Source organism: Allobosea sp. TAF32 (assembly GCF_052113585.1).
Classification (GTDB): Bacteria; Pseudomonadota; Alphaproteobacteria; order Rhizobiales; family Beijerinckiaceae; genus Allobosea.
In genome coordinates this window covers 338,634-357,018 of the sequence record NZ_JBFRDM010000001.1, presented here as the reverse complement: position 1 = coordinate 357,018, position 18,385 = coordinate 338,634, and the positions used below count along the sequence as shown (strand labels likewise).

The 18,385-nt window shown below is 64.8% G+C and carries 16 protein-coding genes and 1 pseudogene; 11 read left to right on the top strand and 6 right to left on the bottom strand.

All coding sequences use genetic code 11. The features are described 5' to 3' along the window. Positions 1–56: 56 nt before the first annotated feature. Positions 57–1,883, top strand: coding sequence for a hypothetical protein (locus tag AB4Z16_RS01545; RefSeq protein ID WP_441509562.1), 1,827 nt, complete (start codon positions 57–59; stop codon positions 1,881–1,883). Positions 1,884–1,945: 62 nt separating this feature from the next. Here the strand turns inward: AB4Z16_RS01545 and AB4Z16_RS01540 are convergent. Continuing rightward, positions 1,946–2,710: pseudogene (locus tag AB4Z16_RS01540) on the bottom strand (transposase); the annotation flags it as partial. Positions 2,711–3,122: 412 nt separating this feature from the next. Beyond that, positions 3,123–3,785, bottom strand: coding sequence for a GntR family transcriptional regulator (locus tag AB4Z16_RS01535; RefSeq protein ID WP_441509561.1), 663 nt, complete (start codon positions 3,783–3,785; stop codon positions 3,123–3,125). 327 nt (positions 3,786–4,112) lie between these two features. On the opposite strand from AB4Z16_RS01535, the gene AB4Z16_RS01530 reads away from it, so the two are divergent. The 10 genes from AB4Z16_RS01530 to AB4Z16_RS01485 all read left to right on the top strand — a co-directional run bounded on the left by AB4Z16_RS01530 (position 4,113) and on the right by AB4Z16_RS01485 (position 13,879). Further along, entirely contained in the window at positions 4,113–5,645 is a 1,533-nt protein-coding gene (locus AB4Z16_RS01530) for an ABC transporter substrate-binding protein (RefSeq protein ID WP_441509560.1), read from the top strand. Then, the gene (locus AB4Z16_RS01525) at positions 5,642–6,598 is read left to right on the top strand and encodes an ABC transporter permease (protein WP_441509559.1); all 957 of its coding nucleotides are present in this window, start codon (positions 5,642–5,644) and stop codon (positions 6,596–6,598) included. Before AB4Z16_RS01530 ends, AB4Z16_RS01525 begins: the two co-directional genes overlap by 4 nt. After that, positions 6,595–7,413, top strand: a complete 819-nt coding sequence (locus AB4Z16_RS01520) for an ABC transporter permease (protein WP_441509558.1) — start codon at positions 6,595–6,597, stop codon at positions 7,411–7,413. Before AB4Z16_RS01525 ends, AB4Z16_RS01520 begins: the two co-directional genes overlap by 4 nt. Positions 7,414–7,445: 32 nt before the next feature. Beyond that, the gene (locus AB4Z16_RS01515) at positions 7,446–8,270 is read left to right on the top strand and encodes a creatininase family protein (protein ID WP_441509557.1); all 825 of its coding nucleotides are present in this window, start codon (positions 7,446–7,448) and stop codon (positions 8,268–8,270) included. 73 nt (positions 8,271–8,343) lie between these two features. Next, positions 8,344–9,399, top strand: coding sequence for an extracellular solute-binding protein (locus AB4Z16_RS01510; RefSeq protein ID WP_441509556.1), 1,056 nt, complete (start codon positions 8,344–8,346; stop codon positions 9,397–9,399). A gap of 10 nt (positions 9,400–9,409) precedes the next feature. Next, positions 9,410–10,462, top strand: a complete 1,053-nt coding sequence (locus tag AB4Z16_RS01505) for an ABC transporter ATP-binding protein (RefSeq protein WP_441509555.1) — start codon at positions 9,410–9,412, stop codon at positions 10,460–10,462. Beyond that, entirely contained in the window at positions 10,459–11,301 is an 843-nt protein-coding gene (locus AB4Z16_RS01500; RefSeq protein WP_441509554.1) for an ABC transporter permease, read from the top strand. Before AB4Z16_RS01505 ends, AB4Z16_RS01500 begins: the two co-directional genes overlap by 4 nt. Then, positions 11,298–12,086: an ABC transporter permease gene (locus AB4Z16_RS01495; protein ID WP_441509553.1), complete on the top strand. Its 789-nt coding sequence runs from the start codon at positions 11,298–11,300 to the stop codon at positions 12,084–12,086. Before AB4Z16_RS01500 ends, AB4Z16_RS01495 begins: the two co-directional genes overlap by 4 nt. 9 nt (positions 12,087–12,095) lie before the next feature. After that, positions 12,096–12,773, top strand: coding sequence for an RraA family protein (locus AB4Z16_RS01490; protein WP_441509552.1), 678 nt, complete (start codon positions 12,096–12,098; stop codon positions 12,771–12,773). Positions 12,774–12,913: 140 nt separating this feature from the next. Continuing rightward, positions 12,914–13,879 carry a 2-hydroxyacid dehydrogenase gene (locus tag AB4Z16_RS01485; protein ID WP_441509551.1) on the top strand — a complete coding sequence of 322 codons (966 nt, stop codon included), beginning with the start codon at positions 12,914–12,916 and terminating at the stop codon, positions 13,877–13,879. A 330-nt stretch (positions 13,880–14,209) separates the two neighbouring features. On the opposite strand, the gene AB4Z16_RS01480 is transcribed toward AB4Z16_RS01485, so the two are convergent. From AB4Z16_RS01480 to AB4Z16_RS01465, 4 genes are all read right to left on the bottom strand, one after another. Next, a complete protein-coding gene (locus AB4Z16_RS01480) occupies positions 14,210–14,992 on the bottom strand; it encodes an amino acid ABC transporter ATP-binding protein (protein ID WP_441509550.1) in 783 nt (260 codons plus the stop codon). Beyond that, positions 14,977–15,645, bottom strand: coding sequence for an amino acid ABC transporter permease (locus AB4Z16_RS01475; protein ID WP_441509549.1), 669 nt, complete (start codon positions 15,643–15,645; stop codon positions 14,977–14,979). The genes AB4Z16_RS01480 and AB4Z16_RS01475 overlap by 16 nt, the downstream gene beginning before the upstream one ends. An 82-nt stretch (positions 15,646–15,727) precedes the next feature. Then, the gene (locus tag AB4Z16_RS01470) at positions 15,728–16,540 is read right to left on the bottom strand and encodes a transporter substrate-binding domain-containing protein (RefSeq protein WP_441509548.1); all 813 of its coding nucleotides are present in this window, start codon (positions 16,538–16,540) and stop codon (positions 15,728–15,730) included. A gap of 65 nt (positions 16,541–16,605) precedes the next feature. Next, the gene (locus AB4Z16_RS01465) at positions 16,606–18,306 is read right to left on the bottom strand and encodes a thiamine pyrophosphate-binding protein (RefSeq protein WP_441509547.1); all 1,701 of its coding nucleotides are present in this window, start codon (positions 18,304–18,306) and stop codon (positions 16,606–16,608) included. Positions 18,307–18,385: the final 79 nt, after the last annotated feature.

Below are 18,385 nucleotides of genomic sequence, written 5' to 3'. Positions count from 1 at the left end.
GCGAAAGTTAACTGCGTCTCTCATTTGGCGCGATAAATCTCGATCGGACTGCTTTGATGGGTAATTCAAATTTTAGAATTTCTCTTTTTGGATTCGCGGTCGCTATTTCTGCTTTATGTTCTGCGGTAATACTGTGGATTCCGCTCTTTTATTCTAATATGGGTATAGATTTAGTTGATGAAGGTTATTATTTTGCATCGATCTCGAATCCACTGAAATATAAGTTTATACTTTCGCAATTTGGATTTATTTATAGTTATCTATACGATATATCCAATCATGACATAGCTACACTTAGGCAGATTAACATAGCAATTACGTTTATTTTGGCATGGGCCCTCTCATGGCTCGTGTTGAGCAGCGCCCTGCAAAACCAGGTGGGCGGGCGGCTGCCGCGCTTGGTTATTGCTGCGGCGCTGGGCACGACCTCTCTCGCCATGCTTCGCCTGTGGCTGCCAACACCGAGCTATAACTGGCTTGCTTTTCAAGCCTTGATGATGACGGCCATTGGGCTGCTTCTATCGCGAAGAGCCGTTGGTCTCTCCACCGCAGTCGGCTGGTTATTGATCGCACTCGGGGGGTGGCTGGCCTTCATGGCAAAGCCGACGACGGCAGCAATCGCGGGATCGCTATCGCTCCTCTATCTTGTCGTGGCGAAGCGACTGAGCGTTGCTCTTGTAGTCGCGGTGGCCCTCATCTTTTGCGGCCTTTTGGTCGCAACCGCTCTGGTGCTTGATGGTTCCCTTGCCGGCTTTATGGAAAGGTTTTCGGTTGGACTTGAAAGAGCCGGCGCTTATGGGATGGGCTATACGCTCTCCGCAATATTCAGGATCGACCCGATCCCCCTTGATTGGCAAGCTCTCAGAGCAATGGCAATTGGCTGCTTGGCCGTCATCGCTTCGGCTTCTCTGATCACATCGGAAAATAGGGCGCTTCGCGCGGTCGCGTATGCTTCCTGCGCGATCTGTGCCGCCCTCGCGCTTTCGCTTATCTCCGGCTCCTTGGGCTTACCATACGATTATGGCCTATGGCAGCAGATGTTCCTAGCTGCGATCGGCCTTTCGGCCGGGCTGTTCGCGCTCGTTTATAACAGAAGTGGCCGCGGCTATCCAGAAACGGCAGATCGACGAGAGACCGCAATTCTTCTTGGGGTATTGCCGCTCGCATTTGTGTTCGGGACTTCGAATAATTATTGGTTCATGGCGGGCCTTGTCGGGTTATTTTGGGTATTGTCCGGAATTGTTCTCATCAGGGTACGGTCTATACCCGAGAACGCGATAGCCTTGTTTTTGCCCTTTGCGTTTGGCGCTCAGTTTGTCACGGCAGGCCAAATTCTGTTCGGGGTCGAGAAGCCGTACTATCAGCCTGGTCCTTTGCGTCATGCTGACTACCTCATCGATCTCGGGGATCGCGGGGGCGTGCTGCGAGTCGCGCCCGGTATGGGAGCATTCATCGAGGCGGTCCAGAAAACCGCAAATGAGGCCGGCTTTCAACCCGGGACGCCGGTGATTGACCTAACCGGGCATTCGCCCGGGGTGCTACATGTCATGGGCGCGAGCGCCACCGGACAGCCGTGGTTGATTGGAAATTTCCCGACGATGCCCGGTAGCAATAACGTGGCGACAGAGGTGTTGAAAGGCGTGCCGTGCTCGGAATTGGCGCGCGCATGGCTCCTGATCGAACCCAAGGGGCCTTACAGCTTTCCTCTAACTATCACTTCCGTTTTTGGCGCCGATCTATCCAGAGATTACTCCGTCGCCGGCTCGTTCTCCAACGCTGATCCAATCAGCAATTTTGCCGAAACACGGAATCAATACTTGTTGCGTCCGATTCGGGAAGTTGAAGAGGCCTCGCGAGCATGCGCCGAAGCGAAGGGGCATTGAGAAAACCAGACAGAATCAGTAAAACTGGCAACATCAATCGACCAGAAGCCCGAAATTAAGTTTCACTGTGTTCGATTTGAAAGAGGTGTTGCACGTCCGCTTGACTGTCCAACACCGGGCCGAGATGGCAGACGATCCAGGTGGGCGGCGGCTGCGAAGGTGAAGGCGAAACGCACCTTGGCGAGTACTCGGATCTTCATCCTCCTCTGCCCGGCCTAACCTTTTATCCAACCAAACACTTCTTCGATCCGCTTTTTCACCCTGATGCTCGCGGCGTAGCCGGGGTGGCGAGTCGTCCAGGCTTCGATGGACGATCGTCGACCCGCGGTGTTCTGGGCGACGTGTGGCGTCGCGCGGAGTTCCCGGAGATCCTCGACGAAGTCGCGGGTGTCGAAACCGCGATCGGCCCCGACCGTGACGCGCCTCTTGCTCGAGGGCGCCGTGACGCACTTGACCATCTCGACTGCCCCCACCCGTTCGGCATGACCGGAAACCCGGGTGGTCTCGGCATCGACGACGAGACCGTTGCGGTTCTCCATCTGCACATGACCCATATAGTAGAGCATAGCGCCGACGCCGGGCCTCTTGCGGTAGAGCATCGCGTCGGGATCGGTGGTCGAGGCGTGCGTCGCGTTCGAGCGCGTCTCGCCAGGGAAGTCGACTTGGCCATTACTCCCGGCTCTCTGTTCGCCGTTGGCATTATCGTCCGTCGGTGGATCGCGCCCATCACTACCACCGTTCTTCGGCCGGAAGCTCTTCACGGCCCAGGCCTCGATCAGGGTGCCGTCTAGTGAGAAGGGCTCGCTCGAGAGGAGACGCTTCACCTGCGCACGACGTGTCCAAGGCAAGCGCGGCGCTTGGCGGCGAAGCGCCTTGATCACTATGAGGAGCCGTTCATGGAAGCGCTGTTCGGGTGACGCTGCACTGATCCTCGCCAACAAGGTTGGCGGCCGCGACCTATCCAAGCTCAGCTGGCTCGAACACCGGAAGCTTGTCGTCGACTTCTATCGCAACGTGCTGCGTCCCGGCGCCCTCAGCCCGCCTGTCAACATCGAAGACCGTGCAGAGTTGTTCGACGAATGGTCGGAAACGCTGGCTCGCATGGACGACGACCTCGACGACAAGGTAGCGAGCGATGCAGCAGACAGTCGACCAGATCTCGCTTTCGGCCGACTGCGGCGCGCGGCCCGGTTCCGGGCGATCCTCGCAGTTCCCAAGACTGTGCCCCGGGAGCCCGGCTCAATCTGGCAGGCGCGAGATCACGCCGACGATCGGGCGCAGATGCTGCTCAAGAATGGCGAGGGCCTTCTCCTCGTCCCATTCGGCGAGTGCCGCGAACAAGGCATGATGCTCCTTGCTGATGCGCGCGATGCGGGTGGGGTCGGCGTGGATCGCGGTCATCGCGACGCGTTGCTGGCGCGCGCCAAGCGACTGGTAGAGTTCTGAGAGTACGATATTGCCGACGGCCGCGACCATGACGAAATGGAACTGGCGGTTCAGTTCGACCCGGTTGAAATAGTCGTCCTGCGGCATGCGTTCGAGCTCGTCGAGAATGGCCTGCATGTCGGCAGGCAATGGAATTTCTTCCCGGCAGATGCGGCTGATCGCATGCCCTTCGATCATGCGCCGGGCTTCGTAGAGATCGAGCAATTCCTGGGCTGTGACTTGCCGGACGAGCGCGCCGCGGCGCGGAAGCAGGTCGATGAACCTCTCGGCTTCGAGCCGATGGAAGGCTTCGCGGACCGGCGTGCGCGAAACGCCGAGCGCCGAGGAGATTTCCTCCTCCTCGACAAAGGAGCCGCCGGGGAACCGCCCGCGCAGGATTTGCTCCCGCACATAGAGGTAGACCCGCTCGCGGGTCGGCTTGCTGCGCGCGGCAGCCGTTTCATCTTGCTCAATCATTGTCATCGTTGGTGCCCCGCATTCTGCGCGGTATAGGGCAAGTCGGCAGTAGACAGCAAAAAATCCGCCACGTATACATGGTGCATCAAGAGCATGGATCGAGCGACGAAGCGCGCCGAAGCCACGCCGGGGAACCTCATGACCGTGCTGCCTCTCATGATGCTGCGAAGCCGGTTTCCGGATCGAGATTTCGGATTCGTCCGGCATGTCGAGAACGCTGGCGCGGCAATTGCTCGTACCCGAACGGTTCCGCCACTCGTCTCCTTCCCAGGCCACGAGCCGGGATAGTCCGGCGGGCCATTGGACATAGCAGCAGAGGATCAGCCGATGACCATCTCTCGCCGTTCCGTCCTTGGTGGTGGCCTTGCCGCTCCACTCCTGGCTTCGCCCTTCCTGAGCCGTCCGGCGCGCGCGCAGCGCTCCTCCGGCATCATCCGCTACGGGCTCTCCGCCTTCCCGCCCAATCTGCAGCCATGGGTTTCGACCGGCGCATCGGCGGGCACTGTGAAGATGCTGACCCACCGCAGCCTCGTCTCTTATGATCCCAAGGGCGAATTACGCGGCGAACTGGCTGAATCCTGGTCGCGCGACGCGGAAGGCGCCTGGGTCTTCAAGCTGCGGAAGGGCTGCGTCTTTCATAACGGCGAACCGGTCACGGCCGATGACGTGAAGTGGTCGATCGAGCAGATCGCCGGCGAGAAATCGACCGCCTATATGCGGTCGCAATTCCAGCTGGTCGAGCGGGTCGAGATTCCCGATCCGCAGACCGTTCGCCTTGTCACCAAGGGGCCGCAGGCGACGCTGCCGAGCTGGTTTGCCAACTACAACACGTTCGTCATCTGGCGAAAGTCGAGCCCGAACGAGCCGATCGGCGCTGGCCCCTATCGTCTCGTCGGGCAGGAGCGAGGCACTTCGCTTGAGCTCGCCGCCTTCGACAAGTTCTATAAGCCGGGCATTCCGAAGCTCAAAGGCATCAAGTTCGTCGTGTACGCCGACGAGAACCTGCGCAATGCGGCGTTGGTCTCGGGCGATGTCGACATGATCGAGTATGTGCCCTGGCAGTCGATGGCGGCGGTCGAAGCCGATCCCCGGCTCAAGCTCGACAACCAGGAAGGGCCGTTCATGGACGTGCTGTTCAACGGCACGAAGCCGCCCTTCAACGACCCGCGCGTGCGCCGCGCCGTCGCCCATGCTGTGAAGCGCGATGACATCGTCAAGGTCGCCTTCTTCGGCCGCGGCAAGCCGCTCGAGGGCTTGCCGATCGTCGAGGGCACGCCCTGGTACGACAAGGAGCTGGCGCATGGCTGGAACTACGATCCGGCGCGGGCCAAGGCCCTGCTGGCCGAGGCCGGCTTCGCCAACGGCTTCCAGACGACGCTGCTCGCCACGGCTCAGTTCGGCATGCACAAGGACACCGCCGAGATCGTCCAGCAGTACCTCGCCGCGATCGGGATTCAGGCGGAGCTGCAGCTGCCGGACTGGTCGACACGGGTGAGCCGCGGCTCGCGCGGGCAATACGACATGGCGATCCATGGCGTATCCTCGGACAACAACGACCCCGATGGCCTGACCGTCGTGCTGGATACCTCGCTCTCGCCCTCGCATGGCCGCTCCTTCAAGGTGGACGCGCCGCGAACGATCGCTGCGCTCGCCGCGGGGCGAGCGGAATTCGATCAGGCCAAGCGCGTCGACATCTACAAGGAGATGCAGCGCGCCGCATTGGAGGAGGTGCCGCTGGTCGGCCTCGCCTGGCGGCAGCAGGGCTACGGGATGGACAAGAGCGTGCAGGGGTTCACCAACCTGCCCGGCGCGCTCTCCAACTCCTCAGGCAACATGCTCGAGGAGACCTATTTCGGATGAGCGCGGCCTGGCTCGGACGACGACTGATCCTGACCGTGCTGACGGCCTGGCTGGTGGCGACGATCGTCTTCCTGGCGCTCCATATGGTGCCGGGCGATCCGGCGGAGCTTCTGCTGTCGACCTCAGGCGCGATGCCCGATCCGGCTTCGGTAGCGGAACTGCGCGAGAAGCTTGGTCTCGATCGGCCCCTGCTCGCGCAATACGGGAACTTCCTCGCGGGGCTGCTGCGCGGCGACCTCGGCAACTCCCTCGTCGACGACTATCCCGTCCTGCAGGAGATCGCGCTCAGGCTGCCGCGGACGTTGGAGCTGATCCTGGCCGGCACCGTCATCGCGATCACCTTCGGCGTGCCGGCGGGAATCTATGCGGCGGTCCATCGCGGCGGAACCTTCGACCGCGTCGCGTCCTGGATCACTGCGCTCCTTTTGGCCGTGCCCGTCTTCGTCGTCGGCACGCTGCTCGTCCTGCTGCTGGCTCAGACGCTCAGGCTGATGCCGGCTGGCGGCTATGTGGCCTTCGCACAGGACCCGGCGCAGCATCTCAAGCTCCTCGCCCTGCCGGCGATCGCCATCGCCAAGGGGCTTGCCGCCGTCCTGTTCCGGATGACGCGGGCGGCGACGCTCGATGCGCTCGCCCATGACTATGTCCGCACAGCCCGCGCCAAGGGCCTGTCGCCGCGTCGGGTCCTGGTCGTGCACGTGCTGCGCAACGCGCTGAACCCGGTCGTTACCGTGCTTGGTCTGCAGATGGGCACGCTGCTCGGGGGCACCGTGCTGGTCGAATACGTCTTCAACTGGCCGGGGCTGTCGACGCCGCTGCTGCGTGCGGTCGAGGGCCGCGACTACCCGATGGTCGTCGGCATCATCCTGACGATCTCGGTGCTCTTCCTGTTGATCAATCTCCTCGTCGAGCTGCTGCATGCGGCGATCGATCCGCGGGTCCAGGCGGCATGAGACGGCGTGGCCTGACAAAGCTGGCTCTGCCGGGGGGCTGCGTTGCCCTGATCCTCCTGATCGCGCTCGCCGCGCCGCTGCTGCCGCTGCCCGATCCGGTCCGTCAGGACGTCGCGAACCGGCTGGCGGGGCCCATGACCGGATCCTGGCTCGGCCGCGACGAGTTCGGCCGCGACGTGCTCTCGCGGCTGATCTGGGGCGCGCGCACCAGCCTTTCCGTCGCCTTCGCCTCGGCGCTGGCCGCCGGGCTCGTCGGCGTCACGCTGGGGCTGATCGGCGGATGGGCAAGGAACTGGGGCGCGTTCCTCACGGTGCGCAGTGTCGAGATCATCATGTGCTTCCCGCCGGTGCTGCTGGCGCTGCTGGTGGTGACGCTGCTCGGCCCCGGTGCAGCGACGCTGATCCTGGTGCTCTCGGTGCTCTACCTGCCGGGCTTCGCCCGCGTGACCTACGCCGAGGTGCTGGCTGTGAAGGGGCGCGACTATGTCGAGGCGACGCGGGCGCTCGGCGCCAGCTCCACGCATCTGCTGTTCAAGACCGTGCTGCCCAATATCGCGGGGCCGTTGCTCGTGCAGTTCTCGCTCGCCGTCGCGGCCGCGGTGGTGATCGAGAGCGGCCTTTCGTTTCTCGGGCTCGGCGTCGTACCGCCTGCGCCGTCCTGGGGGCTGATGATCCGCGGGGCGCGCTCGACGATGGAGCAGGCTCCCCTGCTGCTGCTCTGGCCCTGCGCCGTGCTGACGCTGACCATCCTCGCGATGAACCTGCTCTGCGACGCGCTGCGCGACATCCTCGATCCGCGCACGGCGGAACGCTGAACACCAACCGAAATCAAGGGAAGGACCTCGCCATGGCCGCCAAGACCGAACCTCTCGTCCATATGGGCACCATCACCGGCGGGGAGGCGCGTGAGCTGCTCAAGTCCAACCCGGTGATCCTGCTGCCGATGGGCAGCCACGAGGACCAGGGGCCCCACGCCCCGATGGGTGATTATCTCCTCGCCGAGAAGATCGCGGAGCTCGCCGCGCTCCAGGCGAGCAAGGCAGGCGTGCGAACGCTTGTCGCGCCGGTGCTCCCCTATGGCGGCGCCGACTGGTTCGGGCCGATGATCGGCGGCATTGCGATCTCGCAGGCAACGCTGACGGCGGTGATCGCCGAGATGGTCGACTCGCTGCATCGCAACGGCCTGACCCGGGTCATCGTCATCAACGGCCATGGCGGCAATGTCGGGCCGATCTCGGAGGTCGCGCGCGAACTCTACCAGCGCGAGCGCATCGTGCTGCCGAGCCTCTATCTCTGGCGGATCGCCTACGGCCTCCTGCCGGGCATCGTCGGCGCCGAGATGTCGGCCAAGGTCTCCGGCCACGGCGCCGATCCGCTGACCAGCCTCGGCCTGCATCTCTTCCCGGAACTGATGCGTCCTGACTTCGTGCCGGCCGGCAAGCCGCTGAAGCGCGATCCCGTGCTCGATCTGCCCTTCACCGGGCTCGGCACCGCCAGCTTTGAAGGGGCCGAGGTCGGCGTGCCGCACGAATATGACGAGGTCTATCATGACGGTGTCGGCAAGGGCGATCCGAAGCTGTGCTCGCCCGAGACCGGAGCCAAGCTGGCCGAAAAGCTGAGCGAGATCGTCTCCCGCTTCGTCGCTCATTTCGCCGCCAAGGTTCCGGCCTGAGCTGCGACACGCCCACCACCGCAGCACGCTGCTCCGGCGCCCGGCCGGAGCAGCGCTCCAGCAGGAGGTTCTGATGATTACCCGCCGTCTCGTCGTCCAGTCCGGTCTCGCCACCATCGCCGCGCCTGCCATCCTTAGGGCGCAGACGCTCTCGGGGCAGATCACGTTGATGTCCTATTCCGGCATCTTTCAGGACAATTACACAAAGGCGGTGATCGAGCCGTTCCTGCAGGCGCATCCCGGCGTCAAGGTGAACTACCTGCCCGGCGGCACCTCGGCCCAGATGGTCGGCAGCGTGCGGGCGCAGAAGGCCGACCCGCAGACCGACGTAGCGATCATGGACGTCACCACCTCCAGCATCGGTAATATCGAAGGGCTGTTCGAGAAGCTGACGCCCGCCGAGTTCCCGGTGCTGAACGAGCTGTTGCCGGAGGCGCGCGCCGCCGGCGGCGAGTACGGCCCTGCCGTGACTTTCGACCATCTCGTGATCGTTCAGGATGCGGCGCTCAAGCCGCAGCTCGCCAAGCTCGCCGATCTCTGGCGGCCCGATCTCAAGGGCCAGATCGCGCTCGCCGCGCCGCCGAACATCCAGGGTCTCGCGCTGACGGCAATGGTCGAGAAGATGGAAGGCGGCGACTACCGCAAATCCATCGATGCCGCGATGAAGAAGCTCAAGGAACTCGCCCCCGGCGTGACCACCTTCGAGCCCAACCCCGACGGCTATTCGCTGATCCTCAACGGCGTGGCGAAGGTGGCGACAGGATGGAACGCCCGCGCTCAGCTCTATTCCGACCAGACCGGCGGCAAGATCAACGCCTTGCTCCCGCCGGAAGGCTCGGTCTTCCAGGTCAACACGATCAACCTGACTGCGGGCTCGAAGAACAGGGCGGCAGCCGCCGCCTTCGTGGCGCATGCATTGTCGCAAGCCGCGCAGAAGGCGTTCACCGAGCGGATGTTCTATGCGCCGGCCAACGGCAAGGCCGAGATCGATCCCAAGGCGTTGGCCCGCACGGCCGCCTCGCCGGAAAATCGCGCCCGGATGATCGGCGTCGACTGGAACGAGATCCTGAAGCTGCGCGACCAGTGGAACAATCGCTGGCGGCGCGAGGTCATCGCGGCGGCGCGCTGAACGGTTTGCGATGAGCTACCTCGAACTCTCCAGCCTGCAGAAGCGCTACGGCAACGCCGTGGCCGTGGACGATGTATCGCTGTCCATTGAGCGGGGCGAATCCGTCGCGCTGCTCGGCCCCTCCGGCTGCGGCAAGACGACGACGCTGCGCATGCTGGCCGGTCTCGTCGCGCCCGATCGGGGCGCGATCTCTCTCGATGGCACCGAGATCACTCGATTGCCGCCGCACCGGCGCAACATGGGTTACGTCTTCCAGTCCTATGCGCTGTTTCCGCATCTGTCGGTGGCCCGCAACATCGCCTTCGGGCTGGAGGAACGGGGCGTAGGCAAGCGGGAGATCACCAATCGCATCGAGGAGGCGCTGGCGCTCGTCAGACTGGCCGGGCTCGGACTGCGCCGCCCCAAGGAGCTTTCGGGCGGCCAGCAGCAGCGTGTCGCGCTGGCGCGGGCGCTTGTGATCCAGCCTTCCCTCCTCTTGCTCGACGAATCCCTGTCCAATCTCGATGCCAAGCTGCGCGATGCGATGCGGCACGAGATCCGCTCGATCCAGCGCTCGCTCGGCATTACCACGCTGTTCGTCACGCATGATCAGGTCGAGGCGCTGACGATGTGCGACCGCATCGCCGTGATGCATCGTGGCCGCGTTGCGCAGATCGGCAGCGCCGAAGACATCTACGAGCGACCTGCGACCCGCTTCGTCGCGGAATTCGTCGGGCGGGCGAACGTGCTGCCGCTGGCGCGCGACGGGCAGGGCCGGGCGACCGTGTGGGGGCAATCCCTGCCCGTGGATGCTGCCGCGGATTCCGATCTCTTCGTCAGGCCGCAGCGCATGCGGATCGTGCCGGTTTCCGAACCGGCCGGCGGCGATACGGCGCGCCTGACCGGCCGAGTGCTGCGCAGCGTCTATGTCGGCGACCATGTCGAGGTACTGGTCGAGGACGGCGGCCATGGACAGCTCACCGTCGAGATGCCGTCCGGAACTGCGGTTCCCGCAGATGGCGCCGAGGTGGCGGTCGTCTGGGCGCGCAGCGAGAGCCGCATCTTCGCACGCGAGGCGTCATGACCGCCTCGCAACGCCTGCCGCTGCTCCTGATCCCGGCGGCGCTGTTCCTGCTCCTCATCTATGTCTGGCCGTCGCTCGGGCTGTTCCGCAACGCCTTCAACGAGGTCGGGCCGACCGGCGCGATGGTGGAGGCCTGGTCGCTGGAGACCTGGCGCGCCACGCTGCATGACGGCTTCACCTTCGAACTGACGCTGAATTCGCTCTGGCTATCGACGCTTTCGACGCTGATAGCGCTTTGCCTCGCCTATCCCGTTTCGCTCTTCCTGTTCAGGACGGACACTCGCTTTCGCGGCCTGCTGGCGGTGGTCGCGATCATGCCGATGCTGGTTTCGGGCGTGGTGCGCGTCTTCGGCTGGCTCGCCATTCTCGGCGATCGCGGGCTCGTCAACACGACCCTGCAGTCTCTTGGCCTGATCTCGGCGCCGCTGAAGCTCGTCTTCAACTGGACCGGCGTCACCATCGGCCTCGCCGAGAGCATCATGCCCTATATGATCCTGGCGCTGCTCGCCGGTTTCGGCGGGCTCGACCGCACGCTTGAGGAAGCCGCGCGCTCGCTCGGCGCCTCGCCGTTCCGGACCTTCTGGCGCGTCACCTTGCCGCTCAGCCTGCCGGCCATCGCGCTCGCGGCGGGCTTGGGCTTCGTGCTGTCGATGTCGGCCTATATCACGCCCAAGCTCCTGGGTGGCGGGCGCGTCTTCGTGCTGGCGACCGAGATCTTCGAGCAGGCAACGACCAACACCAACTGGCCGGTCGCGGCGGTGCTGGCGATCTACACACTCGTGCTGCTGCTCGCCCTGCTCGTGGTCTCCAACCTGATGGCGCGGAGGCTGCAGCGATGACCGGGGCAGGGCGCGTTCTCTCCGGCTTCGCGGCGCTGGTCTATGTGCTGATCCTGTCGCCGATCGTCGTGGTGGTAATGTTGTCCTTCTCGGCGGACAACTTCATCCTGTTCCCGCCCTCCGGCTATTCGCTGCGCTGGTTTCGGCAGCTCGCCGGCAACGGGCCGTTGCTTGCGGCGCTCTGGCTCAGCGTGCGGATCGCCGCGGTGGTATCCCTGCTCTCGCTCGCGATCGGTGTGCCGGCGGCGCTCGCCCTCGCGAAAGGGCGCTTTGCTGGAAAGGATGCGCTGACCGGTTTTTTCCTGGCGCCGCTCTTGCTGCCGACGCTGATCACGGGGCTGGCACTCCTGCTGTTCTTCTCGCCACTGAAGCTGACGGCGACGCTGCCCGGTCTCGTGCTCGGTCACATGACGGTGACGGTGCCTTTCGTCATTCGGATGATGACGACGGCGCTCGCGAACCTGCCGGATGATATCGAGGCGGCTGCGGCGACGCTTGGAGCTTCGCCCTGGCGCGTCGTTCGCCGGGTGACGCTGCCGCTGGCAACGCCCGGCCTCATCGCCTGCGCTTGCCTGTCCTTCCTGCTGTCCTTCGACGAGACCGTGATCTCGCTTTTCATCGCCGGCCCGCGCGCCTCGACGCTGCCGGTGGAGATGGTCCGCTATGTCGAAGGCCGCACAGATCCGCTCATCGCAGCGCTGTCAGTTGTTCTGATCGTTGCCACGCTCGCCGTCGTCCTCGTGGTCGAGCGCCTCGTCGGCGTCGCCCGTGCCGTAGGGAAATAGGAGACTCTCATGCCCGATTACCGCATCGAAGCCATGCCCGAGCAGTTGCCGGCCGCGCTGGTCGAGAAGCTGCAGAAGGTCGAGACCGCGACCATCGGCCATTCCCAGCACTGGGGCTTTATGGATCGTGGCATCCAGCCGCTGTTGCGCGGCAAGCGCATCGCCGCAGCGGCCGTGACGCTGGCGATCCCCGGGCAGGATTCGACCCTGCTGCATCACGCGCTCGGCCTGCTTCGCCCTGGCGATATTCTGGTTGTCGATCGGCTCGGCGACGACAAGCATGCCTGCTGGGGCGGCGGCATCACCGTCGCGGCCAAGGCTGCCGGCGCGGTCGGCGGCATCGTCGATGGCCCCTGCACCGATCTCGCCGAGATTGAGGATTCCGATTTCCCGATGTGGTGCCGCGGCATGTCGCCGATCACCACGCGGCTCTACAATCTCGGCGGCACGCTCAACCTGCCGATCTCCTGCGGCAATGTCCCGGTCAAGGCCGGCGACGTCATCCTTGCCGACGAATCCGGCGTGCTGGTGCTGCCGCGGGCCGAGGCGGAGGCGATTGCCGACGCCGCCATCGCCCGGCAGGAGCGCGGTGAACGCAATCAGGAGCGCGTGAAGGCCGGCGAGAAGCTCGGAGACATCTCCGGCGCGACCAAGATGGTCCTCGACGCGCTGGCACAGAAGGGCTGATGTCCGGCGCGGAAGCGCGCCGATATCTGCCTTCGTGCTCCACCTCCGCCGTTCCGGGGTAGGGCCAAGCGATTGGGGCCCTGAACTCGCCGACCGCATCTCCTTGCATTCCTGACTTGAGTATTCGACTGGACCTTTCCATGCCCGAGACCATCGTCCTCCTCGACATGACCAGCCCCGAGCGGGCCGACCGGCTTCGCGCGCTGCTGCCTGATGGCTTCGTGCTGACGCATGGGACCGCGCGCGGCGACGAGCACATGAAGGAGATCATCGCCGAGGCCGACTACGCGATCTCCGGGCAGGTCGGCGTCTCCGCCGATGTGCTGCGTGCGGCGAAGAAGCTGAAGCTGCTGCACAAATGGGGCGTCGGCTACGACAACATCGACATCGCCGCAGCCAAGGAGCTTGGCATCACGGTCGCGCGAACCACCGGTTCGAACGCCGTGCCAGTGGCGGAATTTGCGCTGGGCCTCACGCTCTCGGCACTGCGCTTCATCGCCTATGGCAATGCCGAGCTGAAGCAGGGGCATTGGGCTACCGGCAAGCTGCCGGGGGACACCTTCATGCTGTCCGGCAAGACGGTCGGTATCATCGGCTTCGGCGCGATCGGCCAGAGCCTGGCGAAGCTGCTCAAGGGCTTCGGCTGCAACATCCTCTACAGCAAGCGCACGCCGCTCGATGCCGCCGAAGAAGCAGCGCTGGGCGTGAAGCATGCTTCGATGGCCGAAATCCTGGCGCAGGCGGACGTCGTCTCGCTGCATTGCCCGCTGACGCCGGAGACGACCAATCTGATCGATGCGGCGGCGCTCCGGGCGATGAAGCGGACGGCGGTGCTGGTCAATGTCGCGCGCGGCGGCGTCGTCAACGAGGCCGATCTGGTCGCGGCGCTGAAGGCGAAGGAGATCGCCGGCGCGGCCATGGACGTTTTCTCGGTCGAGCCGCTGCCGGCCGAGAGCGAATTGCTGACGCTCGACAATCTCGTGGTGACGCCGCATCTCGCCGCGATGGCCGCCGATAATTTCGAGCCGACGGTCAAGCGCATGTTCGACAACATGGCACGCGTCTCCCGCGGCGAACCCGTGCCGGAGCGCGATCTGGTGGTGTGAAGCCGGCCGCAATCTGCTCGTTGAACGACCTGTCGTTCGTCCAGCAATGACGGCGGCAGGAAGGTTGCCGCCCGGAGTGGGGCGCACCTTGCCCTCGATGTGCGGGACGTGAATGTCCGGTTGCTGGCCGTGACCCAATGCCCAGTGATGGCGCGTGCTTCGCACCCGCGGGCCCGCTTCGTCATGCTCCTTGGCCACGCTAGCCAGCCGTTTGTGGCAGCGGAGCCTAGCGAAGCCCGAGGTCACGCTGCACCACGAGCAGACCTCGGCTTTTCGCCAAGAAGCGGAGGTTCCGGCGGTGAGGTTGTCCCCCGCACGGGCTCACCGTGGCTAGTCGTTGACGATCGCTCGCAGGAAGCGGCGGGTGCGTTCCTGGCTCGGATTGGCGAAGAAGCTCCGGGCCGGCGCCTCCTCGACGATCTCGCCGGCGTCGAGCAGCATGGCGCGACTGGCGACGCTCTTGGCGAAGCCGATCTCGTGCGTGACCACGACCATGGTCATGCCGTGGTCGTGGTGGACCTGGCGGATCACCTGCAGCACCTCCTCGCGCATCTCAGGGTCGAGCGCCGAAGTCGGTTCGTCGAACAGCATCAGCGTCGGCTTCATCGCCAGCGCGCGAGCGATCGCGACGCGCTGGCGCTGGCCGCCGGAAAGCTGGAACGGGTAGGAGGCGGCCTTGTCGGCCATCCCCACGCGCTCGAGGAGCCGGCGGCCCTCGTCACTGGCGTCACGTGCCGATCGGCCCAGGATCTTCATCGGCGCGATCGTGATGTTCTGCAGCGCCGTCATATGCGGGAACAGGTTGAAATTCTGGAAGACGAAGCCGGTCGACAGCCGAATCTTCTGGAGCTCGTCGGACGATGCGGTCGCGACATTGCGGCCGCTGACCGTGATGGTGCCGGCATTGATCGTCTCCAGCCCGTTGATGCAGCGCAGCAGCGTGCTCTTGCCACAACCGCTCGGCCCGCACAGAACCAGCACCTCGCCCTCGGCGACATCGAGCGAGATCCCGTTGAGGACCTTCACCTCGCCATAGGATTTATGGACGTCCTGGATGCGAATGAAGTCACGCGCGGCAGGCATGGCGGTGGCCGCCCTCAGATCGGTTGCCATTTCTGCAGCCTTTCGATCATGCGCATCAGGATGGTGTAGCCCCAGATCAGCGCGACATAGAGCAGCGCCGCGCCGGTGTAGAATTCGAGTGGGCGGAAGAATTGAACCGTCAGTTCCTGCGCGCGGAACATCACCTCGGGCACCGCGATCAGCACGGTCACGGTCACGTTCTTGATCACAGTGATGTGGACGTTGGTCAGCGACGGCAAGGTGGCGAAGAAGGCCTGCGGCAGGGTGATGTAGCGCATCACCTTCCAGCGGGAGAAGCCGAGCGACTGCGCCGCCTGCACCTGCGTCTGCGGGATCGCCTCGAGCCCGCCGCGGAAGGCCTCGCAGGCCAGGGCGGCTCCGTTCAGCGAGAGCGCGATGATCGAGCTCATCGTCGGCGAGAGCGAGGCGCCGGTCAGGATCGGCAGCACGTAGTGGATCCAGATCAGCAGCACCACCACGGGCAATGTGCGGAACAGGTCGACGAAGACGATCGAGACACCGCGCACCGCTCTGCTGCGCGACATGCTCATCGCAGCCAAGGCGATGCCGAGCACGGTCGAAAACAGGATGGCCGGAAAGCTCGTCCACCAGGCATGCCAGAGGCCCCAGGCGAGATACGGCCCATAGTCGGTGAGAACACCGAATTGGAAGGTATAGTTCATGTGCGGACCTGAACGCGCGATGCAGACGAAATGAGAGCGCGATGCGCGGCGGAGCGGCCGCGCATCGCCGGGCCGCCTTGGCTCAGCGCGGCCCGGTGGCGAGCTCGGGCGGCAGGTTCCACTTCTCGGCGAGGCTGCGGTACCAGCCGCGCAACTGCATCGCCCGGACATAGGTGTTGAGGAACACCACGAGGTCGAGGTCGGCGTAGCGAACCGCGTGGTTCATGCTCGTCCATTCGGTCTTGTCGGCCGCAAACCTGACGTTGCGCAGCTCGGTCGGACGCTCCTCGGCCCGCAGCGCATTCGAGACGGAATCGCCGATATAGGCGGTCGAACGTCCCTGCATGACCTCGAGAACCGCGGCAGCCGTATCGGAGAGCGGGGTCACCTTGGCGTTCTTGAAGCTTCGCTGCGCGAATTGCTGTGCCGCGGTTCCGCTGACCACCGAGACGGTGTTGCCCGGCTTGTCGAGGTCCTCGAAGCGCTGAATGGGGCTGTCGGCGCGCACCATCGCAGTCGAGGACAGGTAGCCGATCGGGTCGGTGAAGGCGACGGCGGTGGCGCGCTCGGGAGTGGCGCCGAGCCCGCTCATCACTACGTCCCATTGCCCGGCCTGGAGCCCGGCGACCAGCCCGCTCCATGTGGTGTTGACGAGCTGGACCTTGATCCCGGTCATCTGCTCGAAGTTGCGAATATCGTCGGCGATGAAGCCCTCGTATTCGTTGGTTTTCGGATTGAGCAGGACGAAGCGGTTCCAGGGCGCGACGCCCACGACCATCTTCTTATCCTTCATGATCCGGTCGAGCGTCGGTCCCGCCTCGGCGGTGGAAGCCGCCAGGCTCGCGACCGCCGCAAGGGCGACCGCCATCGTCATGGCTGCGATACGTTTCAACATGCTGTTCCCCTCCCTGATTGGGGCTGTCTCTCCGGCAGCCCCTTCGATCGTTGGTGAGCGCGGTGTCAGTGAACGGCGTCCTCGGCGAGGATGGTCTCGAAGCCGACGATCGGCGCGGTGGCGTCCGGGTCGATCACGACATCGAGGATGTAAGGCCCCTTCGCCGCTTGCCCGCGCGCCAGCCCGGCGGAGATTCCGGCCGGATCGGTGATGCGCTCGCCCTGGCATTTCAGCGCGCGGCCGAGTTCGCCGAAGTCGATGTCGAGGAAGTCGCATTCGAGATAGCGACCCATCACCTTCTGCTCCCAGTGCCGCTGGAAGCCGAGTGTGCCGTTGTTGAAGACGACGACTACGACCTCGACGCCGTAGCGCGCGGCGGTCTCAAGCTCGTTGAAGACGTAGCCGAAGGCGCCGTCGCCGGTGACGCAGACGACCTTGAGCGAGGGATCGCCCATCTTGGCGCCGATCGCCGCCGGCAGGCTCCAGCCGATGCCGCCGGTGCCGCGTGGCGACAGGATGAAGCGGCCGGCGCGGGGCACGTCGATATGGCTCATCGCCCAGCCGGTGACATAGCTCGCATCGGTGACGACCAGGGTCTTCTCATCCGCTCGGGTCGAGATTTCGGCCAGCAGCCTCTCGGGGCGGATCGGAATCTGGTCGGATTCGGCGACGGGGCGGAACTCGTCGCGCCAGTCGCGCGTCAGGGCATGGAGTCGCGCGCGGTTGGCGGCGTCGGTTCGTGCCAGGCCCTGCTCGGCACAATGGGCCAGGAGGTCGCGCAGCGTGTCGCGCACGTCGCCGACCATGGCGACATCGGTGGCGAAGTTGCGGCCGATCTCGGCCGGGTCGATGTCGAGATGGATCAGCTTGGTGCCCGGCTTCGGCAGCGACCAGTCGCTGTAGCAGATCTGCCCGGTCCGCGAGCCCAGCACGAAGACGACATCCGCCTCGGCGAACAGCGTGTTCGAGATGCGGCCGCGGCCATAGCGCCCTCCGGTGGTCGAACCGAGCGGACCTGCTGCCAGGGGATGGGAATCCGGGATGGCGCCGCGACCCGTCATCGTGGTCGCGACGGGCATGTCGAACAGCTCCGCCAGGATGCGGATTTCCTCCTCGGCGCCCGAGAGGATCGAGCCGCCGCCGGCGATCAGCAGCGGCCGGCGGGCTGCCGCCAGCAACCGGGCGGCGCCGGCGATCGACTCCCGGCTCGCCCGCACGCGATTGGCCGGGAAATGGGCATAGGTCGGATCCGCCCAGGTCTCGGCCTCGGCTTCGGCCGCCATCACATCGCCCGGGCAGAGAAGCACGACCGGGCCGGGCCGCCCCGTCGTCGCGATCCGGAATGCCTTCCGCACTGCATCGCCGGCCTGCTCCGCCATGTCGATGCGGATGACCTCCTTGACGTAAGGATTGAGCGCCGTGGCGTGGTCGAGCGCGCTGCTGGCATGCTTGTTCTTCAGCCGCAGCGCGTGGTCCTGCACCAGCGCGATCACCGGCACGGAGGAACGCTGTGCCTCCAGCAGGCCGGTGATCAGATTGGTCGCGCCCGGCCCGAAAGTTGCCGCGCAGACGCCGGGTCGGCCGGTCACCTGAGCGTAGCCATGAGCCATGATCGCGGCGTGCTTCTCGTCGCGCACAGTCACGATGCGGGTGAACGACCGATCGACCGCGTGGAAGACATGGATCGGGTCCTCCATCCCGAACAAGCACTTCACGCCGTGGCTCTTCAGGGTCGCGTAGAGCAGCGCGCCGCCGGTTCCTCGCATCGTCTTCTCCCGTTGACGTTTTCGTCGTGTTGCGTATTATGCAACGTGTTGTTTATTTATGGTGGCGGCGCTTTGCCGC